The 26,198-nt window shown below is 64.1% G+C and carries 30 protein-coding genes; 14 read left to right on the top strand and 16 right to left on the bottom strand.

The features are described 5' to 3' along the window. Positions 1 to 62: 62 nt before the first annotated feature. Positions 63 to 272 (top strand): hypothetical protein, encoded by a 210-nt coding sequence (locus QA649_RS01975; RefSeq protein ID WP_283022730.1) that lies wholly within the window; start codon positions 63 to 65, stop codon positions 270 to 272. A gap of 51 nt (positions 273 to 323) precedes the next feature. Here the strand turns inward: QA649_RS01975 and QA649_RS01970 are convergent, their stop codons facing one another. Next, a complete protein-coding gene (locus tag QA649_RS01970) occupies positions 324 to 860 on the bottom strand; it encodes a hypothetical protein (protein ID WP_283022729.1) in 537 nt (178 codons plus the stop codon). A 254-nt stretch (positions 861 to 1,114) separates the two neighbouring features. Between QA649_RS01970 and QA649_RS01965 the strand changes: the two genes are divergently transcribed. After that, complete coding sequence (locus QA649_RS01965) at positions 1,115 to 1,411, top strand: DUF1330 domain-containing protein (RefSeq protein ID WP_283022728.1); 297 nt, start codon at positions 1,115 to 1,117, stop codon at positions 1,409 to 1,411. Positions 1,412 to 1,415: 4 nt separating this feature from the next. On the opposite strand, the gene QA649_RS01960 is transcribed toward QA649_RS01965, so the two are convergent. Together QA649_RS01960 and QA649_RS01955 are read right to left on the bottom strand one after the other, a co-directional pair. Further along, positions 1,416 to 1,679, bottom strand: a complete 264-nt coding sequence (locus tag QA649_RS01960; RefSeq protein ID WP_283022727.1) for a hypothetical protein — start codon at positions 1,677 to 1,679, stop codon at positions 1,416 to 1,418. Between the two features lie 33 nt (positions 1,680 to 1,712). Next, entirely contained in the window at positions 1,713 to 2,006 is a 294-nt protein-coding gene (locus QA649_RS01955; RefSeq protein ID WP_283026233.1) for a hypothetical protein, read from the bottom strand. A 172-nt stretch (positions 2,007 to 2,178) separates the two neighbouring features. Between QA649_RS01955 and QA649_RS01950 the strand changes: the two genes are divergently transcribed. Beyond that, positions 2,179 to 2,589, top strand: a complete 411-nt coding sequence (locus QA649_RS01950) for a metallopeptidase family protein (protein WP_283022726.1) — start codon at positions 2,179 to 2,181, stop codon at positions 2,587 to 2,589. Here QA649_RS01950 and QA649_RS01945 read toward each other — a convergent pair. Next, a complete protein-coding gene (locus tag QA649_RS01945) occupies positions 2,574 to 3,383 on the bottom strand; it encodes a helix-turn-helix transcriptional regulator (protein WP_283022725.1) in 810 nt (269 codons plus the stop codon). The two genes, QA649_RS01950 and QA649_RS01945, sit on opposite strands and share 16 nt — an antisense overlap. Positions 3,384 to 3,482: 99 nt before the next feature. On the opposite strand from QA649_RS01945, the gene QA649_RS01940 reads away from it, so the two are divergent. The 4 genes from QA649_RS01940 (at position 3,483) to QA649_RS01925 (ending at position 6,201) form a co-directional block, all read left to right on the top strand. Continuing rightward, positions 3,483 to 4,052, top strand: a complete 570-nt coding sequence (locus tag QA649_RS01940; protein ID WP_283022724.1) for a pyridoxamine 5'-phosphate oxidase family protein — start codon at positions 3,483 to 3,485, stop codon at positions 4,050 to 4,052. An 87-nt stretch (positions 4,053 to 4,139) separates the two neighbouring features. Then, the gene (leuD, locus tag QA649_RS01935; protein ID WP_283022723.1) at positions 4,140 to 4,745 is read left to right on the top strand and encodes a 3-isopropylmalate dehydratase small subunit; all 606 of its coding nucleotides are present in this window, start codon (positions 4,140 to 4,142) and stop codon (positions 4,743 to 4,745) included. 79 nt (positions 4,746 to 4,824) lie between these two features. After that, positions 4,825 to 5,610 carry a hypothetical protein gene (locus QA649_RS01930; RefSeq protein ID WP_283022722.1) on the top strand — a complete coding sequence of 262 codons (786 nt, stop codon included), beginning with the start codon at positions 4,825 to 4,827 and terminating at the stop codon, positions 5,608 to 5,610. A 171-nt stretch (positions 5,611 to 5,781) separates the two neighbouring features. Then, a complete protein-coding gene (locus tag QA649_RS01925) occupies positions 5,782 to 6,201 on the top strand; it encodes a hypothetical protein (RefSeq protein ID WP_283022721.1) in 420 nt (139 codons plus the stop codon). A 9-nt stretch (positions 6,202 to 6,210) separates the two neighbouring features. On the opposite strand, the gene QA649_RS01920 is transcribed toward QA649_RS01925, so the two are convergent. Continuing rightward, a complete protein-coding gene (locus QA649_RS01920; RefSeq protein ID WP_283022720.1) occupies positions 6,211 to 6,984 on the bottom strand; it encodes an N-acyl homoserine lactonase family protein in 774 nt (257 codons plus the stop codon). An 11-nt stretch (positions 6,985 to 6,995) separates the two neighbouring features. After that, the gene (locus QA649_RS01915) at positions 6,996 to 7,889 is read right to left on the bottom strand and encodes an AraC family transcriptional regulator (RefSeq protein WP_283022719.1); all 894 of its coding nucleotides are present in this window, start codon (positions 7,887 to 7,889) and stop codon (positions 6,996 to 6,998) included. A gap of 191 nt (positions 7,890 to 8,080) precedes the next feature. On the opposite strand from QA649_RS01915, the gene QA649_RS01910 reads away from it, so the two are divergent. Beyond that, positions 8,081 to 8,836 carry an SDR family oxidoreductase gene (locus QA649_RS01910; protein WP_283022718.1) on the top strand — a complete coding sequence of 252 codons (756 nt, stop codon included), beginning with the start codon at positions 8,081 to 8,083 and terminating at the stop codon, positions 8,834 to 8,836. Between the two features lie 97 nt (positions 8,837 to 8,933). Here QA649_RS01910 and QA649_RS01905 read toward each other — a convergent pair whose 3' ends face one another. Continuing rightward, on the bottom strand, positions 8,934 to 10,685 hold the full coding sequence (locus tag QA649_RS01905) for a caspase family protein (protein ID WP_283022717.1): 1,752 nt from the start codon (positions 10,683 to 10,685) through the stop codon (positions 8,934 to 8,936). A gap of 338 nt (positions 10,686 to 11,023) precedes the next feature. Here QA649_RS01905 and QA649_RS01900 point away from each other — a divergent pair, with 338 nt between their 5' ends. Then, a complete protein-coding gene (locus tag QA649_RS01900; protein WP_283026232.1) occupies positions 11,024 to 11,788 on the top strand; it encodes a Crp/Fnr family transcriptional regulator in 765 nt (254 codons plus the stop codon). A gap of 72 nt (positions 11,789 to 11,860) precedes the next feature. Here QA649_RS01900 and QA649_RS01895 read toward each other — a convergent pair whose 3' ends face one another. After that, the gene (locus QA649_RS01895; protein ID WP_283022716.1) at positions 11,861 to 12,742 is read right to left on the bottom strand and encodes a CoA ester lyase; all 882 of its coding nucleotides are present in this window, start codon (positions 12,740 to 12,742) and stop codon (positions 11,861 to 11,863) included. A 111-nt stretch (positions 12,743 to 12,853) separates the two neighbouring features. Here QA649_RS01895 and QA649_RS01890 point away from each other — a divergent pair, with 111 nt between their 5' ends. Then, positions 12,854 to 13,498 carry a carbonic anhydrase gene (locus QA649_RS01890; protein WP_283022715.1) on the top strand — a complete coding sequence of 215 codons (645 nt, stop codon included), beginning with the start codon at positions 12,854 to 12,856 and terminating at the stop codon, positions 13,496 to 13,498. A 220-nt stretch (positions 13,499 to 13,718) separates the two neighbouring features. Here the strand turns inward: QA649_RS01890 and QA649_RS01885 are convergent, their stop codons facing one another. Further along, the gene (locus QA649_RS01885) at positions 13,719 to 14,750 is read right to left on the bottom strand and encodes an aspartate-semialdehyde dehydrogenase (protein ID WP_283022714.1); all 1,032 of its coding nucleotides are present in this window, start codon (positions 14,748 to 14,750) and stop codon (positions 13,719 to 13,721) included. Positions 14,751 to 14,866: 116 nt separating this feature from the next. Between QA649_RS01885 and QA649_RS01880 the strand changes: the two genes are divergently transcribed. Further along, on the top strand, positions 14,867 to 15,661 hold the full coding sequence (locus tag QA649_RS01880) for a hypothetical protein (protein ID WP_283022713.1): 795 nt from the start codon (positions 14,867 to 14,869) through the stop codon (positions 15,659 to 15,661). Between the two features lie 169 nt (positions 15,662 to 15,830). Next, the gene (locus tag QA649_RS01875) at positions 15,831 to 16,214 is read left to right on the top strand and encodes a hypothetical protein (RefSeq protein ID WP_283022712.1); all 384 of its coding nucleotides are present in this window, start codon (positions 15,831 to 15,833) and stop codon (positions 16,212 to 16,214) included. Between the two features lie 177 nt (positions 16,215 to 16,391). Here QA649_RS01875 and QA649_RS01870 read toward each other — a convergent pair whose 3' ends face one another. Continuing rightward, entirely contained in the window at positions 16,392 to 17,030 is a 639-nt protein-coding gene (locus QA649_RS01870; protein WP_283022711.1) for a DapH/DapD/GlmU-related protein, read from the bottom strand. A 129-nt stretch (positions 17,031 to 17,159) separates the two neighbouring features. Continuing rightward, entirely contained in the window at positions 17,160 to 18,272 is a 1,113-nt protein-coding gene (gene leuB / locus QA649_RS01865) for a 3-isopropylmalate dehydrogenase (RefSeq protein WP_018645157.1), read from the bottom strand. Between the two features lie 242 nt (positions 18,273 to 18,514). Between leuB and QA649_RS01860 the strand changes: the two genes are divergently transcribed. Next, positions 18,515 to 19,705, top strand: a complete 1,191-nt coding sequence (locus tag QA649_RS01860) for a YbfB/YjiJ family MFS transporter (RefSeq protein WP_283022710.1) — start codon at positions 18,515 to 18,517, stop codon at positions 19,703 to 19,705. Positions 19,706 to 19,806: 101 nt separating this feature from the next. On the opposite strand, the gene QA649_RS01855 is transcribed toward QA649_RS01860, so the two are convergent. The 4 genes from QA649_RS01855 to QA649_RS01840 all read right to left on the bottom strand — a co-directional run bounded on the left by QA649_RS01855 (position 19,807) and on the right by QA649_RS01840 (position 23,037). Further along, positions 19,807 to 20,589 (bottom strand): molybdopterin-binding protein, encoded by a 783-nt coding sequence (locus tag QA649_RS01855; RefSeq protein ID WP_018645156.1) that lies wholly within the window; start codon positions 20,587 to 20,589, stop codon positions 19,807 to 19,809. Positions 20,590 to 20,603: 14 nt separating this feature from the next. Further along, positions 20,604 to 21,233, bottom strand: a complete 630-nt coding sequence (locus QA649_RS01850; protein ID WP_283022709.1) for a cytochrome b/b6 domain-containing protein — start codon at positions 21,231 to 21,233, stop codon at positions 20,604 to 20,606. Between the two features lie 183 nt (positions 21,234 to 21,416). Then, positions 21,417 to 21,971, bottom strand: a complete 555-nt coding sequence (locus QA649_RS01845; RefSeq protein WP_283022708.1) for a fasciclin domain-containing protein — start codon at positions 21,969 to 21,971, stop codon at positions 21,417 to 21,419. Positions 21,972 to 22,275: 304 nt separating this feature from the next. Continuing rightward, a complete protein-coding gene (locus tag QA649_RS01840; RefSeq protein ID WP_283022707.1) occupies positions 22,276 to 23,037 on the bottom strand; it encodes an SDR family oxidoreductase in 762 nt (253 codons plus the stop codon). A gap of 95 nt (positions 23,038 to 23,132) precedes the next feature. Here QA649_RS01840 and QA649_RS01835 point away from each other — a divergent pair, with 95 nt between their 5' ends. Further along, on the top strand, positions 23,133 to 24,662 hold the full coding sequence (locus QA649_RS01835) for a malonyl-CoA synthase (protein ID WP_283022706.1): 1,530 nt from the start codon (positions 23,133 to 23,135) through the stop codon (positions 24,660 to 24,662). Positions 24,663 to 24,971: 309 nt separating this feature from the next. On the opposite strand, the gene QA649_RS01830 is transcribed toward QA649_RS01835, so the two are convergent. Beyond that, positions 24,972 to 25,832 carry a sulfite exporter TauE/SafE family protein gene (locus QA649_RS01830; protein ID WP_283022705.1) on the bottom strand — a complete coding sequence of 287 codons (861 nt, stop codon included), beginning with the start codon at positions 25,830 to 25,832 and terminating at the stop codon, positions 24,972 to 24,974. Between the last annotated feature and the right edge of the window lie 366 nt (positions 25,833 to 26,198).

Genomic DNA, 26,198 nt, shown 5'->3' with positions numbered 1-26,198 from the left:
AACCGCCGTTAATCGCCCACGACGACACTGCGTCCTCGCGACGGTTCGCGGGGACGCAAGCGATGGCCAACAAGCCCGAATATGTCGATCTGATCAGCGAAGCGACGCGCCAGCACAGGCGGCGCGCCCCACGCTTGCGCGTCGTCGCCAAGCCCGAGGTCGAGGAGACCTCGAAGCTCAGCCGCTGGCCGCCGGCGATGTTTCGACAATGGAAGGTCGAGAATTTGATGCGGTGGAAGTCGGCTTCGTGGAAGCTGAAGGATTGGCTTTAGGCCAATTGCACAAGGGGCGCCTTTGAGGCGCCCTTTTCATTTCGATCGTGCTCACCAATAGCGATACGGATAATGCCAGCGGTGCCAGCGGCAGATGCGGCGCGGGCCGTAATAGGTCCAGATGATCCGGCAGCGGCGCGGATAGTGGTAGTAGGGATAGTAGCCGCCGTAATAATAGCGCCGGTGGAAGTGGCGATAGCCGTAATGGGGACGATAGCCCCAGTGGCGGTGATAGCCGCCGTAATGACGAAATCCGCCGTAGCGAATGCCGCCGCCGTGAAAGGCCGGTGCGGCGCGGAAGCCGCCGCCATGAAAGCCGCCGCCGCGGAAGCCGCCGAAATGTCCGCCGCCACCGCGGAAGCCACCGCCGCCGTGAAAATGTCCGCCACCACCATGTCCGCCGCCGCCATGCCGGACCTGCGTGACGAGGTCATCGGCCGCAGCTTTCGTCGCGGGTGACGTCGCTGGATTGATCAAGGTGAGCGCTTCAGCGCGATGCGCGCTCCCGGCCGACAGCATCAGCGTCGTAGCGGCCGCAATCCCGAGCAAGCGCATCGGGCCTGCCCTGAGACGCAAACTCCTCAGCATGGATTCCTCCCTGTATGTGAACAGCGGCATTGTGGCGCAGTGTGTCGCGCCGCCGCTGTTCATTTGCAGTCGCTCCCGAGATTAAGTTACGGACAGCGGCGTGAATGCCTCATGAATGGGCGAGGTTTCCGAGCGGCACTACGGCGTAGCCCGGATGAAGCGCAGCGCAATCCGGGAACGGTGTCACACGCCGCACGAATCCCGGATTTCGCTACGCTCCATCCGGGCTACAGGATTGCGAAGGAATATTCGAAATGACCGTCTACGCGATTGCGCAATTGAAGATGACTGACCGCGCGGCCTATGACCGCTATCAGGCGCGGTTCTTCGACGTGTTCAGGAAGCACAACGGGCGGCTGCTCGCCGCGGATGAACATCCGCGCGTGCTCGAAGGCACTTGGCCGCACGACAAGCTCGTCATGATGTCGTTCCCGGACGAGGCCGCATTCCTCGCCTTCTCGAGCTCACCCGAATACGAAGACATCTCGCGCGATCGCAAGGCGGGCGCACAAGCGACGGTGCTGCTGGTGAAAGGATTTGCGCCCGGCTAGCGGATCACCAGAACGGCCCGTAGCCGAATACGAAGGGTGCGGGCACGCCGTAAGGATAAGGACGGTAGTAGACGGGCCGCGCGTAATAGCGTGGATCACGGCGCACGGCAGGCCGCACGATGTCAGGGGTTCGCGCGTGTCGCCGCGCATCGAAAACCGCGATTCCCGCCGAGGCCTCAGGTATCGCCACCCTGTGTGCAGCGGAAGCGCGAGGCAGGCCCGCGGCAAGCGCGACGGAAACGGCGGCCAGTGCAATCCATCTCGCCATGACGCCCCTCACGAGGTCTCCCCGCTGCCGGCGTCAGCCCCGGCGCCAGAAGCAGTGCATATGCGGCACGATCACCGTGCCGCTCGGCCGGTATTCCTGCACATAGGTGGCGTTGCACTCGCGGACCGCGTCGGGGCCTGGATTGTAGCGAGGATAGACGCCATCAGGGGTGTAATAGGGCGTGACGCGCAGACGCGCCGGGGGCCGCCTGCGCGGCGGGGGGACATCATCGGGCGAGGCCGCCTGGGCCAGCCGGATTTCGGGGGCAGCCATCTGCGCCTGGGCATTGGCCTCAGCGCCGACAAAAAAAGTCGAAAACAACCCCATGCACAGTAGAACCGGTACTGCTGTTCCCGCCCGCATCACATCACCACCGACCTCTGCCAACCCCTTGATGCGCCGTACGCTCCCCGTTTTCGCGCGCGACGTCAACGCTCCTTCTTGGCCCTATCCTATAAAGCCGGATGCATCGCCGCGGAACCCGCGTTAAGAGAGACCCATGTGGACAGAACTGAAAGCGCCCTCGCTCGCCGAGATGGAAGCGACGGCACATGACATCTTCGAGCGCCTGCCCGCGGAGTTTCGAAAGCTCTGCGAGGGCGTGATCCTCCGTGTCGACGACTTCCCGACCGAGGAGGTCCTCGACGAGATGGACTGCGAGAGCGAGTTCGACCTGCTCGGCCTGTTCCAGGGCGTCGGCCTGCCCCAGCAGAGTTTTGGCGACGTGGCGCGGCTGCCCAACATGGTCTGGCTCTACCGGCGGCCGATCCTCGACTACTGGGCCGAGCACGACGAAAGCCTCGGCCATATCGTCCGTCACGTCCTGATCCACGAGATAGGCCACCATTTTGGTCTTTCGGACGACGATATGGCGGCGATTGAGGCCAAGGCGGATCAGGACGCGGACTGATCCAGGCGCGGTGCAGAGACAAGCATCGTCAGCCGATAGTCGGACCATCCCGCGAGAGACAGTGACACCTGCTGATAGTGCAGCAGCCCCATGGTCGGATGATTGAACGCACGCTCGCCGCCTTCGCGCGCCAAAACCCCCTGCGTATCCCAGCAGCGTTCGAAGTCGGGGCTTCCCAGTCTGAGCTCCTCCACCAGTCGGCGAATCTCCGGATCATTGGAATACGCTGTCACCGCGGCGCGGAACTCTGCGACGACGCGACGGGCGCGAGAGGTCCAGTCAAGGATCAGGCTTCGCGCCTCAGGCCTGAGGAAGATGTAGCGCAGGAGATTCTTCTCGCCGTCGGCATCGAGCCATCCTGGAAACAGGACGGACGCTTTCGCATTCCATCGACGCGCACGCCACGTGCGATCGAGGATGTAGGCCGGTCCATCGATCGCATCGACGCAGGCCAGGATCTCGTCGGGCGGATCATCCCGGGTGCCGGGGCGTTCGGGATCGCGCTTGCCGGCGACCTCAAACAAATAGCTGCGCTCGGCCCGTGACAGGCGCAACCCGCTGGCGAGGCGCGCAAGCGCCGATGCAGAGACGGACACATCGCGGCCCTGCTCGATCCACGTGTACCAGGTGACGCTCAATCCGCAGAGCTGAGCGACCTCCTCACGCCGGAGGCCGGGCGTGCGCCGTCGCGGTCCGGCGACGAGGCCGAACTCCGCCGGAGACTGACGCTCCCGGAGCGCGCGCAGGAACGCACTGAGCGAGAGGGCCGGGGCGTCCAGGTCTTGTCCGATCATGGTGGTTTTTATACCAGCATAAGTTAGGCCATTAAACCGGTATTAGGCGCGTGCTAGCTTCCTGTCCAGACTTCGTCGCTGCGCAAAGGACGCACGGACATGGGCAAGCAATTCGCGAGCATCGAGCCCGAGCACAGGGCTTTCATCGAACGGCAGAAGATCTTCTTCGTTGCGAGCGCCCCGCCGAAGGGACGTATCAACGTGTCGCCGAAGGGCCTGTCCTCATTCCGGGTCCTCGGAGACAGCGATGTCGCCTACCTCGACTGCACCGGCAGCGGCAGCGAGACCCGCGCGCACCTGATCGCCTCCGACGACAAGCGGTTGACCATCATGTTTTGCGCCTTCGATGGCCCACCGATGATCCTGCGGCTCTATGGCCAGGGCCGCTCGCTGATGCGCGGCACGCCTGAGTACGCCGATCTCGCCCCGGAGTTCGAGGATATGACCGGGGCACGCCAGATCGTGCGCCTCTCGGTCGATCTCGTGCAGACGTCGTGCGGCATGGGCGTGCCCCTGTTCGACTACAAGCAGGAGCGCGGCAGCCTCGTGCGCTACTGGACGAAGCAGGGCGTCAACAATTTGCGAAAATATTGGGGCCTGAAGAACAGCAAGAGCATCGACGGCCTGCCGACCGGCTTTGTCCCCGACAGCATGGCTCCGCCAGTCTGACAGACCAAGATTGCCGAATCCGGCCTAGGATTTGAGCGCCAACCGGGCTAAACAGCCCTTCCCTGACTTCGAACCGGGAAGCCTGAAATGGACAAGTTCACCACGCTGGAAGGCGTCGCGGCGCCGCTGAAGATCATCAATGTCGACACCGACATGATCATTCCGAAGCAGTACCTCAAGACCATCAAGCGCACCGGCCTTGGCAAGGGGCTCTTCTCCGAGCAGCGCTACAAGGACGACGGCAGCGAGAACCCGGATTTCGTCCTCAACCAGCCCGCCTATCGCAACACGAAGGTGCTGGTCGCCGGCGACAATTTCGGCTGCGGCTCGAGCCGCGAGCATGCGCCCTGGGCGCTGCTCGACTTCGGCATCCGCTGCGTGATCTCGACCTCGTTCGGCGACATCTTCTACAACAACTGCTTCAAGAACGGCATTCTGCCGATCCGCGTTTCGCAGGAAGACCTCGACAAGCTGTTCGACGACGCCGAGCGCGGCGCCAATGCGACGCTGACGATCGACCTGCCGAACCAGGAGATCCGCGGCCCCGACGGCGGCAAGGTCAAGTTCGAGATCGACCCGTTCCGCAAGCACTGCCTGATCAACGGCCTCGACGACATCGGTCTCACGATGGAGAAGAAGGCCTCGATCGACAGCTACGAAGACAAGCTGAAGCGCGAACGCGCCTGGGCCTGATCGTAAGTTTTCGTCCGAGCCCCGGCGTTGCAAGCGCCGGGGCTTTTTCTTTGTCCGGCTAATCTCCTAGTTTGTGCGCATGCTGCCCGAGATCGTCACCTTCTGGCATGGCCCGATGGACGCACTGCGTCAGACCTGCCTGCGCTCGCAGTTAGCTGCCGGCCACAAGGTCACGGTCTACAGCTTCGACCCCATCCCCGGCCTGCCGGCGGGCGTCGAGAATGCCGAGGCCGAGGCCATCCTGCCGCATGCGTTCTCCGAGCGGCTGCGGCCGCCGCAGCCGGACGGTACCTGGCGCGACTGGACCACGCTGCAGTTCAGCGACTTCTTCCGCATGAAGCTGATGGCGAAGGGCCTCGGCCTCTGGCTCGACGCCGACGTGCTGCTCTTGAAGTCCGTCGAGATCGATCCGGCAAAACCCTACTTCGCCTGGGAGCGGCCGCGCCAGCTCGGCAATTCCGTGATCTACCTGCCGGCCGAGCACGGCATCGTCGCCGCCTTTGAAGAGCTGATGGAGCAGGAGGAGCTGACGCCGAACTGGCTGTCGGTGCGCCACCGCATCACCTTCATGATGCGCCGCCTGCGCGGCGGCTCGAATCGTCTCTCCGATATTCGCGTCGCGATCTACGGGCCCGCGGCACTCACCGCGCTCGCGCGCCGCACCGGCGAGTTGCAGAACGCGCTGCCGAAGCAGTCGTTCTACGCCGTGCACGCCGAGCCAAAGCTGTTCTTCGATCCCTCGAGCTATCTCGGCCTCGTCACCAACCCCGAGATCATCGGCCTGCACATCTCGCCCAAGGGGCGCGGCGGCGAGAAGCCGATTCCCGGCAGCCTGTATGCCTGGGCGGCGGAGAGGTTTAGCTGAGCTCTCTCTGCTGTCGTCCCGGCGACGGCTGCGATTGTCGCGACACTGTCGCACGCCTTTGGGGCACGAGACCGGTCTCCTCGACCCATTCTCAATTTGATCCAGCGCAACGCGCTCCTGCACCATTGTGCCTAATCTGGCTTCAATTCCACGACCCCAACGGAGCCTCGCATGAGCACCGCAAGCAGGCCTTATCCCATCGTTCAGGACCTCATCGAGTCCTTCGCAAACTGGCTGAAGCATCGCCGCGAGATCAACGAGATGCGGCAGCTCGATCGCGCCGATTTCGACCGCATCGCGAGCGATCTCAGGATCGCGCCTGATGATCTCGAAGAGCTGGTCCGTCACGGCAAGCACGCCGCCGACGAGCTGCCGAAGATGCTGGAGCAGCTCGGCATCAGCGCCGAAGGGCTCGGCCGCGCACAGCCGCTGCTGCTGCGCGACATGGAGCGGGTCTGCGCGCTCTGCAATCACAAGGGAGAGTGCGACCGCGATCTCGCCGAGGGCACCGCCGCGGAGAACTACCGCGGCTATTGCGGCAACGCCGCGACGCTGGAGTCGCTCGACCGCGCCGACCTCGCGCCGCGGTAATGCGCGTCCTTACTCGATCCAGCCCGGCGCGTGAGCCAGCTCCTCGCTCTGTGCCGTATCGTGATTGATCCAGATCTCGGCGTTCTCGACGCGAAGCAGATCGACCACCTTGGCCATGGATGCGACCGTTGCCTGCTGGTCGGCATTGAAGGACGGCACGCGCATGTGCCGGAGGTTCTCTCGATTGTGCGCGACGTCGCCGCTCAGCAGCACGGCGCCGCGCCGAGGCAGCTTCACCATCAGCGAGCAATGCCCGAGCGTATGGCCGGGCGTGAAGATCATGCGCACTGCGCCGTCGCCGAATATGTCGTGGTCACCATCGACGATCTCGTAAGGCCGCTCCTTCAACATCCTGTAGTGCTGAAGCGAGTAGCCGAATTCTTCGGGCTCCGGTCCGAACATGGCCTCGAACTCGGCCCGCTGAGCGATCCATCTTGCATTTTCGAACAGATCGACATTTCCGATATGATCGAAATGCGCATGGGATAGGAGGATCGTACTGACATCGCGGGGCCGCACCCCGATTTCATCCAATTGGTCCGCGATGGGACGGCGCACGATGCCGCGTATGCCATGCGCGATGATGCGCCCTTCCGGATGCTTCGCCAGTTCATCCTCTATGCCGGTGTCCCAGATCAGCCACTCGCCGCGATGACGGATGAGATAGGCATTGCAGCTCAACGTCATGGGGACGCCGACATTGATGCCCGGAGAATAGATCGAACCGTCTTCGACCTCCGCAATTCCTCCGTCGAGGATGTAGATCTTGTCAATCGTCGCCATTGGAGAACTCTTCAAGCCGCCGATTCAATACGCCGCTTCGTCTCGCGCATGTCACGCCCGGGCGGCATGCCGAACAGCCGGCAATATTCCCGCGTGAACTGCGTGACGCTTTCGTAGCCGACCAGATGCGCCGCCGTCGCGATCTGCGCGCCATCGGCCAGCATCGCGCGACGGGCTTCGATCAGGCGAAGCTGTTTCTGGAACTGGAGCGGGGTCAGTGACGTGACGCAGCGGAAATGCAGGTGAAACGCCGATTGGCTCATGCCTGCAGCCTTGGCGAGCCGGTCGATGCGCAGGGGTTTGGCATAGCCGGCGCGAATGATCGCGACCGCACGGCCGATCCGCTGCGCATGGCTGTCGGCAATGCCGAGCGCCCTGATGGCGCCGCCGTGCCGGCCGGCCAGCAGCCAGTAGTGCAGCTCTCGCACCAGCTGGCGTTGCAGGATCGGCAGGGATGAGGGACGGTCGATCAGGCGCAACAGCCGCAGCGCCGCGTCTGCAACCTCCTGCTCCGTCGGCTCGACGCGCAGCGGTTGGGACGGAACGAACGGGACCGAGCCCATCTCGACGACCAACCCCTCGATGACGACAGGATCGAGTTCGACGACGAGCGCCAGATAAGGCGCAGCGACTGTGGCGCGCGTGATCTGGCTGACCGTCGGCACGTCGCCCGCGATCACCAGTGAATCGCCTGCACCAAAGTCGAAGGACGTGGAGCCGGTCGCAACACGCTTGGCACCTTGCAGCACCAATGCGACCAGAGGCTTGGAGATCGCAAATTGAAGTGCGCTCGGCGCGGTCTCACGGATGATCGAGATGCCGGCGAAAGGCGTGGACGCAAGGCCTTTGTCGTCGGCGTGAGTTGCGGAATGACGGCTGGCGATCTGGAGCAGCGTTTCGGTCACCCGCCAATTCTAGGCCGGGCTCGGTGCGCGGGCAATCCGGGTCGGCGGATCGGGCCAAAAAACAGGAATTCTGGGCAAGCCGCCCGCGTCCGCATTCGGGAGGGTTGGGCAAGGCAATCCGAGAATCCGGCAACACCGGATGATCGATCGCCGGCAGAAGGACCTCACCGTAACTCTTCGAGGACCTACCGATGCCCACCATTTCCCTCGTCACCGGCGCCGGTCGCGGCCTTGGCCGCAACACCGCGATCGCCATCGCGCGTCATGGCGGCGATGTGATCGTGACCTATCGCAGCGGGGCTGCAGCTGCCCGCGACGTCGTCGCCGAGATCGAGGCGCTCGGCCGAAAGGCGGTCGCGCTCGAGCTCGACGTCACCTCCGTCTCGACGTTTCCCGCGTTCGCTGCAAGCGTTCGATCCGCGCTCGCCGAGCGTTGGGATACGGAGAGGTTCGATCACCTCGTCAACAATGCCGGTCAGGGTGAAATGGCAGGGATTGCCGAAACGACGGAGCAGCAATTCGACGCCCTGTTCGACACGCACGTCAAAGGGCCTTTCTTCCTGACGCAGGCCTTGCTGCCACTGCTTGCCGACAAGGGCCGGATCATCAACTTCTCGAGCGGGCTGACGCGCGTGTCCTTCCCCGGCTTCTCGGCCTACGCTGCCGCGAAGGGTGCCGTCGAGGTTCTGACCATCTACATGGCCAGGGAATTCGGCGGACGCGGCATCACCGCCAACGTCGTCGCACCGGGCGCGATCGAGACCGACTTCCTCGGCGGAGCCGTTCGGGACATGCCGGATTTGAACAAGCAGTTTGCGCAGATGACGGCGCTCGGCCGCGTCGGCCTGCCCGACGACATCGGGCCGATGGTCGCGAGCCTGCTCGGTCCCGACAACCGCTGGGTCACGGCACAGCGGATCGAGGTGTCCGGCGGACAGACGATCTGAGCGAGGCGGCGCTTGCGCACGTCGTCGTGATGCGGCGGGGTGCGCGAGCCCTCAGCCCTTCCCCATCACCGCGATCTCGCCGACGGCACCGGCGCCGCTAAATCGTGCCATTTCGCGCACAAGCATCACGCTGGGCAAATCCTTTCACGAGCTTTCGGCAGGCACGATAACGCTCTTCCATGCTCGTCCCACTGGCATTGCTCGGCGGGCTCGGTTCGGCCGCGCTTTCCTTTTTGGCGGCACGAGGCTGCGAGACTTTCTCGCGTTTGGTCGAAGGCTCGGCCTGCTCTGGTGCCGGCACAAGCTGCCAGACCGGACGAAGCTCGATGCTCGCGGTCTCTGACGGATCCTCCTTTTTGAAGGAAGACAGGGCCAAGACGTTCTTGTCCAGCTTGACCGTGACCGGCGTTCCATTGATGGAGAATTTATCGTTCTCGATATACTCCGCGAATACTTTGTACCCCGCCGCATCCTTCGCCCACGATTGTTTCGTGGGCGGCCCCCAGAGATAGTATCCCTTGGCCAAGCCCGTCGCGGAGACCTGCGTGACGATCAGCATGGCGTAGCGTCCCATGCCATTGGTCCACCCACGCTTGTTGGACCACACGCCGACAAACTTGGAATTGGCGTTGAGCGGATCGTTCTGATCGGGCGAGATGGTGAAGCTCGGCAATTCGAGTTTCTGAGCTGCCGCGATGGCAATGACTTTCTGGTTATCCTCCGGCGCAAATAGATTTCGGACGGCGGTCTTTACGTCAGCCCCTTTTGCGTCAGACCCTTTTGCGTCAGACCCTTTTACATCATATCCCTTTACATCAGATCCTTGGCGCCCGGTTGCGTCCGATTTCGGAGGGGCAGCCGGAGATGCGAGCGCCGCAACTTCGTTGGCCTTGAAATTCTTGATCCGCCGGCGCGCTTCTTCGGCATGACTGCTGCGGGGATATCTGGCCAGAAAATCCTCATAGAGACCTGCGACTGTCGACGTCTGGATCGCCAGCCAAAACTTCTCGTCTTCTGCGGGATTTGCCGGCGCCGGAGCCGACGCGGCCGGCGCCGGGGCGAACGCGACTGGCGCCGGAGCGCTCGCGGCAGGCGCCTTCAGGTAAATCTCGTCCTTCGACAGGGAGCCGTACACGAAGGGCTGCTGTTCGCGTTTGGTCGCTGCCATCACGTCGTCGCGGACCCGGCGAAACAGAAACGATATCTCGAGGCCCGGCGTTTCGATGTGGCGAAGCAGCGACGCGGTAAATGGGCTGTTCCGGCCATCACCGTCGCTCGCCGTGGTTCCGTCTCGGGCGGCGTACGCGATCAGGACGTTGTCGGACGGTTCGGTCGGCGCCAGTCCGCGAGCCACGGCCCTCGTGCTGATCGACCGCTTCATCTTCGCGGCAAAGGGATTGTTGCGGCATGCGTCGAGGATGACGAGACCCAGTTTCCGTGCCTTCGAGACCTGAAGGCTCACCGAACGCAGGCTGATGGCCTCGCTCTCGATGTCGGTGTCGCTGCGCAGCTCTGCGCTGATCGGAATCAACCAGTTCTCGCCGCCGACTTCCATGCCGTGCCCGGCGTAAAACACGACGGCGAGATCGGCCGCCTCGGCAGACCGGCCGAACTCGACGACGGCCTTTCTCATCTCTTGCGCGGTCACGTTCTTGACCTGGGTAACCTTGAAATCCAGCCGCTCCAGCGCGCGGCCGATATCGGCCGCATCGCGAGTCGGGTTCGGCAGCTCGGGCACCTTCTCGTAGGCGCCATTGCCGATGACAAGAGCAACCCGAGACTGCGCAAGGACCGGCTGAGTGAACAAAAGCGACGTGACGAGAAGGACGGCTGCCCCAAAAAACCGCATCAATGAATTGCCCGGACCTAATGATCTAATAACGGCTTGAGGGTAGCATCCCTGTTCACCACCGCAACGGGAAAAGACCCGACCATCTGCCGGACCGCTGATGGCAGCGTACAGCAGAGCACCCACCTTGCGCGCATCGCGGGTGGCAACGGGCGTTAATAGTATGACTGTTTGCGCGGCGAGGATGCGGGAAAGCTCACCGCAATTATCCGTGCTTGATCTCGACTATTAGCTCTGTTTGGATCGTTATCGTTCCGCAATTCGCATTTCGGATAATCATGGCGAATGAAACAGATGGTTCCCGTCGTTCATTGGGGGCTCGTTCAACAGAGGACACCGTGACTGCCCACCGCAAGGGCATCGGGAATCGGCTATTGGCGGCGCTGCCGCCGGCGGATCTCGCTTTACTTGCGCCCCACTTCCAGAAGGTCTCGTTCGAACCCGATGCCGTCCTGGTGCGATCGGGCGACGAGCTCGACCCGGTCTATTTTCCCCATAGCGGCGCCATCGCCTTCATGCTCGATATGCCGGACGGACAAACGGTCGCGACCACCTTGATGGGACGGGAAGGCGCTTTGGCCTCGTTCTCCGTGCTCGGTCCGTCGCCTTCATCCGTAACCGCGATCGCCCGCATAGCCGGCACTGCATCGGTGATCTCCGCCGCCAAATTTCGCGCTGCCCATGCGCAAAGCGCAGCCATCAGGAATGTCGTGCAGGTCCACGCCCGCGCCGTGCTGTTGCAGCTTCAGCACGTTGCCGCCTGCAACGCGCTGCACCGGGTGGATGGCCGCATGGCGCGGTGGCTCCTGCAGCTTCACGACCGCGTTCCCGAGAACCTGCTTCCGGTGACGCAGGAGGCGCTGGCGCAATTGGTTGGGGTGCGGCGGCCGACAGTGACTCTGACGATGAGCAAGCTGCGCGAGGCCGGCGCCATCCCGTCCGAGCGGCGCGGGTTTGTCGAGATCCATCGGACGCGGCTCGAGAGGATCGCATGCGATTGCTATGCGCTCATGCAGCGCAAGATCGATCGGATGTATTGCCAGGAATTGGCGGCGCCGCAGCCGACCCGTGCGCCGCTCCGGGAAAGCGCGATGACCGCCTGATCCTCCACTTGGACGGACAGAATATTTCCGCTTGGCGCGGAAAAGCGAAAATCGCGTTTTCGAGTTGTCGCCTCAGCCCTTCCCCATCGCGGCGATCGCATCCGCGATCTCGATCGTACGCCGCGCCATGTCGGCGTGCAGGCGTTCGACCATCGCACCATCGAGACGGATCGCGCCGCGCGAGGCGTTCTCCGGCAATTCGAACGCCGCAATGATCTTGCGCGCACGCGCGACTTCCTCCTCGGGCGGGGTGAAGATCGCGTTGCAGGCTTCGATCTGCGAGGGATGGATCAGCGTCTTGCCGTCGAAGCCGAGGTCGCGGCCCTGCGCGCATTCGGTGGCGAAGCCGTCGGAATTGGCGATGTCGCTGTAGGGGCCGTCGAGGATCTCGAGGCCGTGGGCGCGCGTCGCCAGGATGCAATGGGTGATCATCGGGATCATCGCGGCGCGGCCGGGCAGCATCCGGATGCGCGTCTCGCGCGAAATGTCGTTCGGGCCGAACACGAAACCGGACAGGCGGGTTTTCGGATCGCGGCCGGCGGCGGCGAGCTCCTCGGCATGCAGCACCGCGCGCGCGGTCTCGATCATGGCCCAGACCTTGACGGTGGGCGCGGCACCGAGCTCGGCGAGGCGGCGGCCGATGGCATCGAGATCTTCGATGCTTGAAACTTTTGGAACCAGGATGCCGTCGGGCGAGGCCTTGGCGGCCATGGCGACGTCATCGGCCCACCAGGGCGTATCGAGACCATTGGTGCGAATCAGGACCTCGCGCTTGCCGAACCCCTTGGCCGCGATCGCCGCGGCGATGCCGTCGCGGGCCACTGCCTTGGCCTCGGGGGCGACGGAGTCTTCCAGATCGAGGATCAGGCCGTCGGCGGAGAGATTTTTGGCCTTTTCCAGCGCGCGGGGGTTGGAGCCGGGCATGAACAGGTGGCTGCGGCGCGGGCGGGTCATGCGGTCGTTCCTTCCTGTTTCCTCGTCTGTCTTCTGACCGAAGCCGATAGCATCTGGCCTGCTCATTCGAAAGGCTTGTTCGCTCCCGGGCTCTATGGTTAGGCATAGGCCATGATCACATTCCCTGAGCATTTGCTGGAAGGCTACAAGGCCTTCGCCACCCAGCGGCTGCCGACCGAGCAGACCCGCTACCGTGAGCTGTCGGTGAAGGGGCAGTCGCCGGAAGTGATGGTGATCGGCTGCTGCGACAGCCGCGTCTCGCCCGAGGTGATCTTCGACGTCGGCCCGGGCGAATTGTTCGTCGTCCGCAACATCGCCAACCTCGTGCCGGTGTATCAGCCCGACGGCAACGCCCATGGCGTCTCGGCCGCACTGGAATATGCGGTGACGGTGCTGAAGGTGAAGCACATCGTGGTGCTCGGCCATGCGCAATGCGGCGGCATCCGCGCCTTCGTCGACAAGATCGAGCCGCTCACGCCCGGCGACTTCATCGGCAAATGGATGCAGATGTTCATCAAGCCCGGCGAGGTGGTCGAGCAGCGCGACCACGAGTCGATGGCGCAGTTCGTCGAGCGCATCGAGAAGGCCGCGGTGTTCCGCAGCCTGGAAAACCTGATGACCTTCCCGTTCGTCCGCAAGGCCGTGGATGCCGGCCAGATGCAGACCCACGGCGCCTATTTCGGCGTCGCGGAGGGATCGCTGTTCGTGCTGGACAAGGTCGCGAAGGAATTTCGGAACGCGCGCGGCGTGGCTTAGGCCGCTGCTCTCGTAGGGTGGGCAAAGGCGCGCAGCGCCGTGCCCACCATCTTTCCCGATTCAAACGCAGGTGGTGGGCACGCTCCGCTTTGCCCACCCTACGAGACCGAGTTCGTCGCTAGTAGGGCGGATTGGCGAAGCGTAATCCGCCACTGTTCATATCCGCAGAGGCAGAACAGGTGGATTACGCCTTCGGCTAATCCACCCTACGGCAGCGGAGTTACGCCGCCTTCTTCTTCGCGGTGATCAGCTTGCGGTTGATCAGCACTTCCGCGATCTGGATGGCGTTGAGGGCTGCGCCCTTGCGCAAATTGTCTGACACGCACCAGAGCACGAGACCGTTCTCCACGGTCGCGTCCTCGCGGATGCGGCTGATATAGGTGGCGTCCTCGCCGGCCGCCTCGTAGGGCGTCGCGTAGCCGCCGGGCTCCTGCTTGTCGATGACGAGGCAGCCGGGCGCCTTGCGCAGGATATCACGCGCTTCGTCCGCGGTGATCGGATTCTCGAACTCGATGTTGACAGCCTCGGAGTGGCCGACGAACACCGGCACGCGCACGCAGGTCGCGGAGAGCTTGATCTTGGGATCCAGGATCTTCTTGGTCTCCGCCATCATCTTCCACTCTTCCTTGGTGTAGCCGTCCTCCATGAAGACGTCGATGTGGGGGATGACGTTGAAGGCGATGCGCTTGGGGAATTTCTTCGCGACCAGCTCGTCATTGGTGTAGACGGCCTTGGTCTGCGAGAACAATTCGTCCATCGCGGACTTGCCGGCGCCCGACACCGATTGATAGGTCGAGACCACGACGCGCTTGATCGTCGCCTTGTCGTGCAGCGGCTTGAGCGCGACCACGAGCTGCGCGGTCGAGCAGTTCGGGTTGGCGATGATGTTCTTCTTGAAGCCTTCGGTCGCGGCCGCGTTCACCTCGGGCACGATCAGCGGCACGTCCGGGTCCATGCGCCAGGCCGAGGAATTGTCGATCACGACCGCGCCGGCGGCGCCGATCTGCGGCGACCATTCCTTCGACACCGAGCCACCCGCCGACATCAGGCAGATGTCGACGTCGGAGAAGTCGTAATGCTCGAGCGCTTTGACCTTCAGGGTGCGGTCGCCATAGGAGACCTCGACACCGACGCTGCGGCGCGACGCCAGGGCCACGACCTCGTCCGCGGGGAATTTGCGCTCGTCGAGGATGTTGAGCATTTCCCGTCCGACATTGCCGGTCGCGCCGACGACTGCGACTTTGTAACCCATCGTTCACTCTCCGATGAAAAAGCCCGTTCCTGAAGCTGACGCTTAAACAGGAAGAGCAGCGCTTCTATGCGAGAACCGGCCTCAAGACAACGTTGGACCATGCCCGAAGGCCGTGGATGCAGTCGCCTGAGGCCAGGACGGCCGTTAGCCCTACCCAGATCCATCTGACGCTCGCAGCCTTCGCCGACGAGGTCGTCGGCACGCTGGCGCGCCTGTTCGCCTATGTAGGGGCGCTGCTCCTGTTTGCCATCCTGGGCCTCGCGGCCCTCGGCCAGCTGCCTGAGCTGCACGACAACGAGCCCGCTTCGAAGCCGGGCTGGAGCATGGCCGACCGCTCGCATCCGGCCTTCGCCCTCAGCCGGCTCGATTCATCCGAGAAAACAGCATCTTACGCCATCCTCCGGCATCCCGATGGGGGCCGCAAGGACGTGATGCGCTGGACCGGCGAGGCGGACAAGCCGCTGGCCCAGCTCGAGATCTACCGGGAGGGCGGCGAATTCGACGTGGCCCGCCCGGCGACGGCCGACCTCGCCGTCCAGATGGGCCTGGCTACGGACGCTCCGTTCGAGCACGGCGGCCTGATCGACACAAAATTCGGCCCCGTTGCCCTGTTCCGGCCAACCGGCACGGCGCAGTCGGCCTGCCTTGCCTTTCTCAAGCGCAGCGAGGAGCCGGCGCTGCAGATCTCCGGCTTCTCCTGCCAGGGCGATACGCTGCCGGCCCGGCGCGCGGCGATCGCCTGCACGCTCAACCGGCTGACGCTGCTCACCTCCGGCAATGAGCCGAAGCTGGCGGAATTGTTCGCCCGCGCCGAGCTGAAGCGCCGGGGGTGCGAGCCCCAAGGATCGTCTCAGAACTCGCCGGACTGGCTGCTCGGCGCCGCGAACGCTCAATTGCGCGGGGCGCTTTGACCTGCATCAAGGATCTGCATCAAGCTCAAGTGGCTGGTTTGCATGCAACTTTTGCCGATCCGCCCGATTATTCCGGGCTGGTGTGACCCAATAGACCTAGTTGCAACCACCCCGGCCGGGCTAGTATGGGGCGAAATCGACTGGCGGCGTGCCGCCTGAAGGGGACGTGATGAGCTCGAATTTCTCTGCCGCGAACAAACTGGCGACGCTGCTTGCGGCGGGCGCCGCGATTGCCATTGCGTTCGCGACGCCGGCTGCGGCCGACACCAAGACCAAGCGCTATGACGAGCGCGGCCGGCCCTATTACGGCCCGAGCGGCCCCAACGCGGTCTATCAGCAGGGCCGCACCCGCATCTATGTGAGCAAGCGCTCCTGGCTCGACGGCGGCACCGAGGTCAATCCTGGCGACCGCAAGTTTACCGACTACGCCTTCCCGCCGGCGGTCGGCTATCCGTCCTTCGCCCGCGAGAACCTCAACCGCCCGATCGATCGCCAGCCGCTCTCCACGCCGGCCGATGTCGGCGGCTATCCGCAGAATTTCCCGCTGTACTGAGCGGGCGTCACGACCGAATCAAAAGGCCGGGCTCGCGCCCGGCCTTTTTGTTTCAGGGCTGGGCAAAGGCGCCCCTCGCGCCGTGCCCACCATCTCTCTCGGTCGGAAAAAAAAGCGTGGGCACGCTTCGCTTTGCCCACCCTACGATTCCTGTTGCTTGGATGAGATGCGTGCGCCTCACGCGTTCGCAGCCGGATCATACCGCCGGCAAAACTCCTCGATCGCTTCGGAGCGGAAATCGCCGAGCCGCTCGAAAATGAGCGCATCCGGCCAATCCCACCAGGCGATGCGGCGCAGGCTTGCCGCAACGGCATCCGGAAAACGCTTGCGAATGGGGCGCGCGGGAACGCCGCCGACGATGGTGTAGGGCTCGACGTCGCGGCTGACGACAGCGCCGGCGCCGATCACCGCGCCGTCGCCGACGCTCACGCCCGGCAGCAGAATCGCGGCGTGGCCGATCCAGACATCGTTACCGACGATCACGCGGTCGCCGCGGCGGTCGGCGAAGAAGTCGCGGTCGCGCGTCGCACTCGCCTCGTAATATTCAGGGCAATAGGTGAAGCGATGCTGGGACGGACGGCCCATCGGATGATTGGGCGCGCCGATCCGCACCGAATTGGCGATGGCCGTGAACTTGCCGATGGCCGCATCGGCGACCTCGCAATTCTCGCCGAGATAGGAATAGTCGCCGAGCGAGGCATATTCGATGCGGGTGTTGGCGAGGACTTCGCAACGCCGCCCGATCTGCGCCTCGCGCCGGCGCACCGTCTCATGGATGATGGTTTCCGCGATCTTGGGGCGGGGCGAGGCATCCATGAGGGAGCTCCGATGAAGGTGCCGTAGGGTGGGCAAAGGCGCTTTGCGCCGTGCCCACCATCTCTCTCTGATCGCAATCGATCGGTGGGCACGCTTCGCTTTGCCCACCCTACAAGAGCGGTGCGAGCCTTACGCGTGCAGCTTCTGCAATTCCTTCAAAATCGCTTCGCCCATCTGCGTGGTCGAGGCAGCCGTGGTGCCTTCCGACTTGATGTCGGCGGTGCGCAGGCCGCTCGCCAGCACGGCGGCGATCGCGGCGTCGACCTTGTCGGCGAGATCGCCCATGTCGAAGGAGTAGCGCAGCGCCATGCCGAAGGACGAGATCATCGCGATCGGGTTGGCGAGGCCCTTGCCGGCGATATCAGGCGCCGAGCCGTGCACCGGCTCGTACAGCGCCTTGCGCTTCTTGGTCTTGACGTCGACCTCGCCGAGCGAGGCCGAGGGCAGCATGCCGAGCGAGCCCGTGAGCATCGCCGCGATGTCGGACAGCATGTCGCCGAACAGATTGTCGGTGACGATGACGTCGAACTGCTTCGGCCACTTCACCAGCATCATGCCGCCGGAATCGGCGAGCTGATGCTCGAGCGTGACGTCGGGATATTCGCGCTTGTGGACCTGGGTCATGACCTCGTTCCAGAGCACGCCCGACTTCATGACGTTGCGCTTCTCCATCGACGTCACCTTGTTCTTGCGCTTCCGGGCAAGCTCGAAGGCAACGCGGCCGATGCGCTCGATCTCATAGGTGTCGTAGACCTGGGTATCGATGGCGCGCTTCTGGCCGTTCCCGAGATCGGTGATGGTCTTGGGCTCGCCGAAATAAACGCCGCCGGTGAGCTCGCGCACGATGACGATGTCGAGGCCTTCGACCGCCTCGCGCTTCAGGCTCGAGGCATCCGCCAGCGCCGGGTAGCACACCGCGGGGCGGAGATTGGCGAACAAAGCGAGATCCTTGCGCAGGCGCAGCAGGCCGGCTTCCGGGCGCACTTCGTAAGGCACCGCATCCCATTTCGGGCCGCCGACCGCGCCGAAGATGATGGCGTCGGCGGCGAGCGCCTTGGCCATGTCGCCCTCGGAGATCGACACCTTGTGGGCGTCATAGGCCGAGCCGCCAACAAGGCCGGTGTCTGTCTCGAACTTGGCGATCCCGGCCGAATTCAGCCAGTCGATCAGCCGCTTCACCTCGCCCATCACCTCCGGGCCGATACCGTCGCCGGGGAGCAGCAGCAATTTGTGGGTCGCCATGGTCGGATCCTCTCAATCTACGTCCGTCATTCCGGGGCGCGAGCACGGCGAGCGAACCCGGAATCCATCAGGCCACAGCGCAAGCGGGAAAATGGATTCCGGGCTCGCGCTTCGCGCGCCCCGGAATGACGGTTCGGCCGGAGTGCTAGAGCGGCGTTGCGCGCTTGGCAAGACACCATTGCCGGGGTGCGGCTGTGCAAGGCGGACGGGGCCTGCCACACTGCATAGGCCGGAGTTACCCCTTGCACGCCCCTGACCGCCCCCCGCTAGAGGCGCATCCCGCGCGGCTGATCCTGACCCTGTCGCTGGCCGCGACGGTCGGGCTCGGTATCGGCCGTTTTGCCTATGCGCTGGTGCTGCCCGATATGCGGGAGGACCTCGGCTGGTCCTACTCGGCGGCCGGTTTCATGAACACCATCAATGCCGTCGGCTATCTCGTGGGCGCCCTGGTGGCGTCCCGGCTGATCCGGCGCGTCGGCTGGTCGGCCGCGATCCGCGGCGGAACCCTGGCCTGCGTCGCCGCCCTCGCCACCTGCGCACTGACGGGCAATTTCGTCGCGCTGAGCCTTGCCCGCCTGGTGCTGGGCCTCGGGGCCGCGGCCGGCTTCGTCGCCGGCGGCGCGCTGGCCGCGGCGATCGCGCAGTCGCGCCCCGAACGGGCCAATTTCCTGCTCAGCCTGTTCTATGCCGGTCCCGGGACCGGCATTCTCGCCTCTGGGCTGATCGCCCCGTTCACGCTGCAATATTTCGGGCCGGGCTCGTGGTGGCTGGTGTGGTGGGCGCTGACGCTGCTGTCGGTCGCCATGACGATCCCGCTGTTCCTGATCCGCATCGAAAGCGGTGTGCGTTTCTCGGAAGGCGGCCACGCCGCCTTCGCGCTTCCGCCCGTGCTGATTTATCTGGCCGGCTATTTCCTGTTCGGCGCCGGCTACATCGCCTACATGACCTTCATGATCGCCTATGTGCGCGACGGCGGCGGCGGCGCCGCGGCGCAGGCGGCGTTCTGGAGCCTGATCGGCCTGTCCGCCTTCGTCACGCCCTGGGCCTGGCGCGGCGTGCTGGCGCTCGATCGCGGCGGCCTCGCCACCGCCATCATCCTCGGCACCAACGCGCTCGGTGCGGCCCTGCCGATGCTCGGCCATTCGCCGGCCTGGCTCGCGGTGTCGGCAATCGTGTTCGGCGTCGCCTTCTTCGCCGTGGTCGGCTCGACTACCGCCTTCGTCCGCTTCAACTACCCGCCGGAGGTGTGGCCGACCGCGATCGCGGCAATGACGATCTCGTTCGGAGTCGGCCAGACGCTCGGCCCGATCGTGGTCGGCGCGATCACCGATGCGCTGGGGAGCTTGAGTTACGCGCTGAATGTCTCGGCCGCGCTGCTGGCGCTGGGCGCGGTGGCGGCGCTGTGTCAGCGGAAGGTGGGACCAGCCAAATAACCGGTGCCGTAGGGTGGGCAAAGCGAAGCGTGCCCACCAACGCTGTATCCGTGGGCACGGCGCTGCGCGCCTTTGCCCACCCTACGGCAGCGGAGTTCGTCTCAGCTCCCGCTGAACGAATTATACCCCTGGTCTTCCCAGTAGCCGCCCTTGTAGTCGTTGGTGACTTCCATCGAGACCACGTATTTCGGGTTCTTGAAGCCGAGTTTCGTGGGCACGCGGATCTTCATTGGGAAGCCGTAGGCACGCGGCAGAATCTCGTTCGCGTATTTGAACGTCATCTGGGTCTGCGGATGCAGCGCGCTGCGCATGTCCAAGGGCGAGTTGTAGCCGTCCTTGTCGGCGCACTGGAACCAGACATATTTCGCTCGCGTGTCGGCGCCGATCAGTTTTAAGAAATCGCGCAAAGGCGTGCCGGTCCAGCTGCCGATCGCGCTCCAGCCCTCGACGCAGATGTGACGCGTGATCTGCGTCACCTGCGGCAGCTTGTAGAGTTCGTCGAGCGTCCAGGACTTCTTGTTGTCGACGAGGCCGCGCACTTCGAGCTTCCAGTCTTTGCCGTCGACATCAGGCGCGTCGTCGAGATCGTAATAGGCGTTGAACGGGAACGGCTTTGTGATCGCGCTTTCGGGGAAGGTCGGCGCCAGCGCGTCGGGATTGAAGATAAAGGCCTGCACCGCGTCGTTGAACTTCGAGACCTGCGACAGCAGCGTATCGGCCGAGGACGAGTCCACGACGTCGCAGCCGGTCAGCAGCGTCAGCGCACCTAAGCTGGCGCCGCCCGCAATGAAGCGGCGACGGGTAAAGTCCGGCATCGTCTTGATGGCGTCCTTGATGAGCAGACGCTTGTCGACGCCGGGGATCAGGAATGAGCGCTTGGCCATGATAATTCTCCTAATCAGCGGCCAATGATCATCGCACGCAGGCTCTTGGGCACCAGCAGCGCGAGCAGGACGTGAATGACGAGGAAGGCGCAGATCGCGGCCATGCAGAAGAAGTGCACGTAGCGCGCGGTCGGATAATCGCCGAACAGCATCACGAGATAATAGAGCTGCACCGGCTTCCACATCCCGAGGCCGGAGAGCACGATCAGCACGCCGACCACGATGATGCCGGCATAAAGCAGGCGCTGCACGTAATTGTAGACGGTGAGGTCGTCATGGCCGAGCTTGAAGGTCAGCGCTGCCCTGACGTCGTGCAGCACGCCGGACGGCGTGATCGGCAGCAGTTTTTTCCGGAAGCGGCCGGTGGCGAAGCCGGTGATGAGATAGGCGAGGCCGTTGACCATCAGCAGCCACATCGCCGCAAAGTGCCAGAGCAGGCCGCCGCCGAGCCAGCCGCCGAGCGTGTACTCGCGCGGGAAGCTGAAGCCGAACAGCGGCGAAGCGTTGTAGATCTGCCAGCCCGACAGGATCATCAGGATCATGGCGAGGGCGTTGATCCAATGCATGACGCGGACCCAGGCCGGCTGGATCACTTTGGTCGGGGTGGACCTGACCTGCTCGTCGGTGACTGTGAGGCTCGACATGGTGGTTCCGTCCTGAACGTCCTGTGACACCGAATATACGCCGATGCGCCGGCTTTCGTTACGCCTTCGCACGGCATCGACTCGATGCCCGCAGCCTATCATGGTCACAATAAAGCGAGCCGGGTGCCCCCGGCTCGCCGTCTCTGAGCACCCGGTCCGGGGATGAAACCGGGCTGCGCGGTGTTACGTCGCCGGCATCAGCACGGTGTCGACCACATGGATGACGCCGTTCGACTGGTTGACGTTGGAGATCGTCACCATCGAGGTGCCGCCCTTGGCGTCGACGATCCAGGTCTTGCCGTCCATCTTCTTGACCGTCAGCTCCTCGCCCTCGGCGGTCTTCAGCTTCTTGCCGTCGGTGAGGTCGGAGGCCTCGAGCTTGCCGGGCACGACATGGTAGGTGAGGATCTTGGTCAGGGTCGCCTTGTTCTCGGGCTTGACCAGGCTGTCGACGGTGCCGGCCGGCAGCTTGCCGAAGGCGGCGTTGGTCGGCGCGAACACCGTGAACGGACCCTTGCTTTCCAAGGTCGGCACGAGGCCGGCCGCCTTCACCGCCGCCACCAGCGTGGTGTGATCCTTCGAGTTGACCGCGTTCTGGACGATGTTCTTCGACGGGAACATCGCGGCGCCGCCGACCATCACGGTCTTTTCCTCGGCACGCACGGGTGCGACGACGGTCGCGGTGATGGCGAGGGCGCTGAAGGCGGCGGCAGCGAGATAGGCAATGCGCTTCGACATGGAGAGTCTCCCGATTGAATTTGACCGGCAATGGCCGGCGCTTGAGTTGGGCAACAACGGTGCTTGCGACCCCATGGCGTGAAGCAGCAGCGCCGTCGTTGGACCGAACTACGGGAGGGTTTGCGATGCGGTTTCGGAGAAAAATTCTTTGTGATGCGTGAAACTATGTGGGGGTGTGTTCGTGTGCTGACTCAGCCGTCATTGCGAGGAGCGAAGCGACGAAGCAATCCAGACTGTCTCCGCGGACACATTTCTGGATTGCTTCGCTTCGCTCGCAATGACGAGCTCGCGGCTACAACCTTGGCTAATCCCTGCTCAGCGGCGTCTGGATGAACCCGCGATTATGCGTCGGGCTGATCAGCAGCTCGTTGATGCAGACGCGCGGCGGCATCGAGGCGATGAAGGCGATGGTGCGTCCCAAATCTTCGGGTTGCAGCATCCTGGCCTGCTCCGCCTCGCTCGGCACCACCGGGCGCAGCTTCAGGATCGGTGTCGCCACCTCGCCCGGCATCAGGCAGCAGGCGCGCAGGCCGTTGACGCATTCGTCCATGTTGAAGGAATGAGTCAGCGCCAGCACCGCATGCTTGGTGGTGGTGTAGGCCGGACCCGGCATCTTCGAGACGTGGCGGCCGGCCCAGGAGGAGACGTTGATGATCGATCCGTCCTGCTGCTTGCGCATCGTCGGCAGCACCGCACGCATGCAGTAGAGCACACCGTTGAGATTGACCTGGACCAGCTTGTCCCAGCCCTCCTGTTCCATGTCGTTCCAGCTGCGCTTGGGAACATTGATGCCGGCGTTGTTGACCAGAAGGTCGATGCGGCCGTGCTTGGCGACGATCTGATCGGCCGCCTTCTGGGCTTCAGCCGCATTGGACACGTCCAGTGCAATGGCCTCGGCTGCCCCGCCCGCCCCCGTGATCTTCGCAACCACGGTATCCAGGGCGTCCTTGCGGCGGCCCGACACCACCACTGTCCAGCCGTCAGCAGCAAGCGCCTCGGCGCCGGCTTCCCCGATCCCGCTGCCGCCGCCCGTCACCCAGGCCACGCGTTTCCCGTTTTTTGACATGCAAACTGTCTCCGTTGCTTCATTGGGGCGGTTTTTGCTAATCCAGACCTCGGTTTTGACCGGCCTTGTCAGTCTTGCGGTCGAGGAAATCTTGCATGAACCACGCAGCCAACGCCAACCTGTTTTCCCGCCTGTTCGACGGCCTGGACGATCCCAAACGCCTCGCGATCGAGACGCAGGACGGCGCCCATATCAGCTATGGCGATCTGGTCGCGCGGGCAGGCCAAATGGCGAACGTGCTGGTTGCGCGCGGCGTGAAGCCGGGTGACCGCGTCGCCGTGCAGGTGGAGAAGTCGGTCGCCAACATCGTGCTGTATCTGGCGACGGTGCGGGCCGGCGCGGTCTATCTGCCGCTGAACACCGCCTATACGCTGAACGAGCTCGACTACTTCATCGGCGATGCCGAGCCGTCGCTGGTGGTCTGCGATCCCTCCAAGGCCGAGGGGCTCGCCCCGATCGCCGCCAAGGTGAAGGCCAAGGTCGAGACGCTCGGCGCTGACGGCAAGGGTTCGCTGACGGAGGCCGCCGACAAGGCGGGCAGCGAGTTCACGACCGTGCCGCGCGCCAGCGACGATCTCGCCGCGATCCTTTACACCTCGGGCACGACCGGCCGCTCCAAGGGCGCGATGCTGACGCACGACAATCTCGCGTCGAACTCGCTCTCGCTCGTCGGCTACTGGCGCTTCACCGACAAGGACGTCTTGATCCACGCGCTGCCGATCTACCACACCCACGGCCTGTTCGTGGCGACCAACGTGACGCTGTTCTCGCGCGCGTCGATGATCTTCCTGCCCAAGCTCGATCCGGACCTCATCATCAAGCTGATGGCCCGCGCCACGGTGCTGATGGGCGTGCCGACCTTCTATACCCGCCTGCTGCAGAACGCGGCGCTGTCGCACGAGACCACCAAGCACATGCGGCTGTTCATCTCCGGCTCGGCGCCGCTGCTCGCCGACACCCATCGCGAATGGTCGGCGCGCACGGGTCATGCGGTGCTCGAGCGCTACGGCATGACCGAAACCAACATGAACACGTCGAATCCTTACGACGGCGAGCGCGTGCCCGGCGCGGTCGGCTTTCCGCTGCCCGGCGTTTCCGTGCGCGTCACCGAGCCCGAGACCGGCAAGGAGCTGCCGCGCGAGGAGATCGGCATGATCGAGGTCAAGGGCCCGAACGTCTTCAAGGGCTACTGGCGCATGCCGGAGAAGACCAAGTCGGAATTCCGGCCCGACGGCTTCTTCATCACCGGCGATCTCGGCAAGATCGACGACAAGGGCTACGTCCACATTCTCGGCCGCGGCAAGGATCTCGTGATCTCCGGCGGCTTCAACGTCTACCCCAAGGAGATCGAGAGCGAGATCGACGCCATGCCAGGCGTGGTGGAATCCGCCGTGATCGGTGTGCCGCACGCCGATTTCGGCGAGGGCGTCACCGCGGTGCTGGTCTGCAACAAGGGCGCCGACGTCAGCGAGGCCTCGGTGCTGAAGGCGCTCGACGGGCGCCTGGCAAAATTCAAGATGCCCAAGCGGGTGTTCGTCGTCGACGAACTGCCGCGCAATACGATGGGCAAGGTGCAGAAGAACGTGCTGCGCGATACGTACAAGGATATTTACGCGAAGAAATAGATATCGCGTAGCTTCAAACGGCGCCACACACTCACCGTCGTCCTGGCGAAAGCCAGGACCCATTACCCCAGGGAGAAGTTGCAGCGCAAAGCTGGCAACCACGAGTCTTCGCCAAACCACTCCCTGGGGTAATGGGTCCTGGATCGGCGCTCGCTTCGCGAGCTTGTCCAGGACGACGATGGAGTTGGCATTGCGCGCTCTCTCAACAACGTCATTGCGAGGAGCTCTTGCGACGAAGCAATCCAGACTGCCTCTGCGGAGAGATTCTGGATTGCTTCGCTGCGCTCGCAATGACGGAGGGTGTGGCGTCTACTGCCCGCCCAGCAGGCTCAGCACAAACCGGCTGCCGACGATGAACAGATAGCACCCGAACGCGGCTTCCAGCGTCCGCTTCGACATCGCATGCGCGGCTCGCACACCGAGCGGCGCGGTGACGAGGCTCATCGGCATCACCAGCACGGCGCCGATCAGCGAGACGTAGCCGAGCGCGAAGGGCACTTGCAGCGCTGCGACGGCGGGATAGTTCGCCGCCGCCGGCCAGCCGGCATAGATGTAGCCGAGCGCGCCGGGGATCGAGATCAGCACGGCGAGGGCCGACGAGGTCGCGACCGCCTGGTGGATCGGACGGCTATAGAAGGTCATCAGCAGGTTCGAGAACAGGCCGCCGCCGATGCCCATCAGGGTCGACAGGATGCCGACGCAGAAGCCGTAGACGCGCATCAACGGCCCCTTCGGCAGATCGTCGCCGAACTTCCAGCCTTCGCGCGCGAAGATGAGACGAGCCGCCGCCGACCAGGCGACGCAGACGAACACGATCTTGAACAGCCGCTCCGGCGCGTAGCGCGCGACGACGCTCCCCGAGACGACGCCGATCACGATCGGCACCCACCAGACGCGCAGGATCGACATGTCCACGGCACCGCGCTTGTAATGCGCCTGGAACGAGCGGATGGAGGTCGGGATGATCACGGCGAGCGAAGTGCCGACGCAGAGCGGCATCCGCACCTCGAGCGGCACACCGGCGATACGGAAGCATTCGTAGAACACCGGCACCAGGATCGCGCCGCCGCCGATGCCGAACACGCCGGCCAGAAATCCCGAGAGCGCGCCGGTTGCGATCAGCAGCAGCGCGAGCTCGACGATCTCCTTGATATCAAGACCTGCAATCACCCCTGACCCGCCCCGGCGACCGGTCGCAGCGCCTCCGAAACGTGCGCTCGGAGTTTGCTGCGTGCCAAGCTGTAAGCGATCTGATTCCCGCGGTCGACACGCCGTGCCCCGCGGCTGGGGTGGAATGCAGGGTGCGCATATCCGGAGCGGATGAAAATTGGCTCGTGAAGAGGAGGTTTGCCGTGGGGAGAATTAAGGCCGGCAGCGCCTTTGGCCGATCTTTGCCCGGTTTGGACGGCATGGTCCGTTTAGAGGTGTTCCAATAGCAATTTCAACGCACCTAGGCCCTTTCGAAAACGATGAATCATTATTCTTTTCTTCGTTGGCAGACCGAGGGTCTGGTATACCAAGCCCCTGATTGGCCTT

This window comes from Bradyrhizobium sp. CB1717 (assembly GCF_029714325.1).
Taxonomy (GTDB): Bacteria; Pseudomonadota; Alphaproteobacteria; order Rhizobiales; family Xanthobacteraceae; genus Bradyrhizobium.
Note: the sequence above shows the minus strand (reverse complement) of the source record. Positions and strands in the feature narration are given on the sequence as shown.

Excerpts from the sequence above, each read along its gene's own strand:
- QA649_RS01880 (WP_283022713.1), top strand. The coding sequence starts at position 14,867 with ATGCAGTCGCCTGAGGCCAGGACGGCCGTTAGCCCTACCCAGATCCAT.
- QA649_RS01850 (WP_283022709.1), bottom strand. The coding sequence starts at position 21,233 with ATGTCGAGCCTCACAGTCACCGACGAGCAGGTCAGGTCCACCCCGACC.
- QA649_RS01965 (WP_283022728.1), top strand. The coding sequence starts at position 1,115 with ATGACCGTCTACGCGATTGCGCAATTGAAGATGACTGACCGCGCGGCC.
- QA649_RS01945 (WP_283022725.1), bottom strand. The coding sequence starts at position 3,383 with ATGATCGGACAAGACCTGGACGCCCCGGCCCTCTCGCTCAGTGCGTTC.
- QA649_RS01840 (WP_283022707.1), bottom strand. The coding sequence starts at position 23,037 with ATGTCAAAAAACGGGAAACGCGTGGCCTGGGTGACGGGCGGCGGCAGC.
- QA649_RS01950 (WP_283022726.1), top strand. The coding sequence starts at position 2,179 with ATGTGGACAGAACTGAAAGCGCCCTCGCTCGCCGAGATGGAAGCGACG.
- leuB (WP_018645157.1), bottom strand. The coding sequence starts at position 18,272 with ATGGCGACCCACAAATTGCTGCTGCTCCCCGGCGACGGTATCGGCCCG.
- QA649_RS01930 (WP_283022722.1), top strand. The coding sequence starts at position 4,825 with ATGCTGCCCGAGATCGTCACCTTCTGGCATGGCCCGATGGACGCACTG.
- QA649_RS01875 (WP_283022712.1), top strand. The coding sequence starts at position 15,831 with ATGAGCTCGAATTTCTCTGCCGCGAACAAACTGGCGACGCTGCTTGCG.
- QA649_RS01940 (WP_283022724.1), top strand. The coding sequence starts at position 3,483 with ATGGGCAAGCAATTCGCGAGCATCGAGCCCGAGCACAGGGCTTTCATC.
- QA649_RS01975 (WP_283022730.1), top strand. The coding sequence starts at position 63 with ATGGCCAACAAGCCCGAATATGTCGATCTGATCAGCGAAGCGACGCGC.
- QA649_RS01885 (WP_283022714.1), bottom strand. The coding sequence starts at position 14,750 with ATGGGTTACAAAGTCGCAGTCGTCGGCGCGACCGGCAATGTCGGACGG.
- QA649_RS01870 (WP_283022711.1), bottom strand. The coding sequence starts at position 17,030 with ATGGATGCCTCGCCCCGCCCCAAGATCGCGGAAACCATCATCCATGAG.
- QA649_RS01955 (WP_283026233.1), bottom strand. The coding sequence starts at position 2,006 with ATGGGGTTGTTTTCGACTTTTTTTGTCGGCGCTGAGGCCAATGCCCAG.
- QA649_RS01855 (WP_018645156.1), bottom strand. The coding sequence starts at position 20,589 with ATGGCCAAGCGCTCATTCCTGATCCCCGGCGTCGACAAGCGTCTGCTC.
- QA649_RS01960 (WP_283022727.1), bottom strand. The coding sequence starts at position 1,679 with ATGGCGAGATGGATTGCACTGGCCGCCGTTTCCGTCGCGCTTGCCGCG.
- QA649_RS01905 (WP_283022717.1), bottom strand. The coding sequence starts at position 10,685 with ATGCGGTTTTTTGGGGCAGCCGTCCTTCTCGTCACGTCGCTTTTGTTC.
- QA649_RS01835 (WP_283022706.1), top strand. The coding sequence starts at position 23,133 with ATGAACCACGCAGCCAACGCCAACCTGTTTTCCCGCCTGTTCGACGGC.
- QA649_RS01895 (WP_283022716.1), bottom strand. The coding sequence starts at position 12,742 with ATGACCCGCCCGCGCCGCAGCCACCTGTTCATGCCCGGCTCCAACCCC.
- QA649_RS01920 (WP_283022720.1), bottom strand. The coding sequence starts at position 6,984 with ATGGCGACGATTGACAAGATCTACATCCTCGACGGAGGAATTGCGGAG.
- leuD (WP_283022723.1), top strand. The coding sequence starts at position 4,140 with ATGGACAAGTTCACCACGCTGGAAGGCGTCGCGGCGCCGCTGAAGATC.
- QA649_RS01925 (WP_283022721.1), top strand. The coding sequence starts at position 5,782 with ATGAGCACCGCAAGCAGGCCTTATCCCATCGTTCAGGACCTCATCGAG.
- QA649_RS01890 (WP_283022715.1), top strand. The coding sequence starts at position 12,854 with ATGATCACATTCCCTGAGCATTTGCTGGAAGGCTACAAGGCCTTCGCC.
- QA649_RS01970 (WP_283022729.1), bottom strand. The coding sequence starts at position 860 with ATGCTGAGGAGTTTGCGTCTCAGGGCAGGCCCGATGCGCTTGCTCGGG.
- QA649_RS01910 (WP_283022718.1), top strand. The coding sequence starts at position 8,081 with ATGCCCACCATTTCCCTCGTCACCGGCGCCGGTCGCGGCCTTGGCCGC.
- QA649_RS01845 (WP_283022708.1), bottom strand. The coding sequence starts at position 21,971 with ATGTCGAAGCGCATTGCCTATCTCGCTGCCGCCGCCTTCAGCGCCCTC.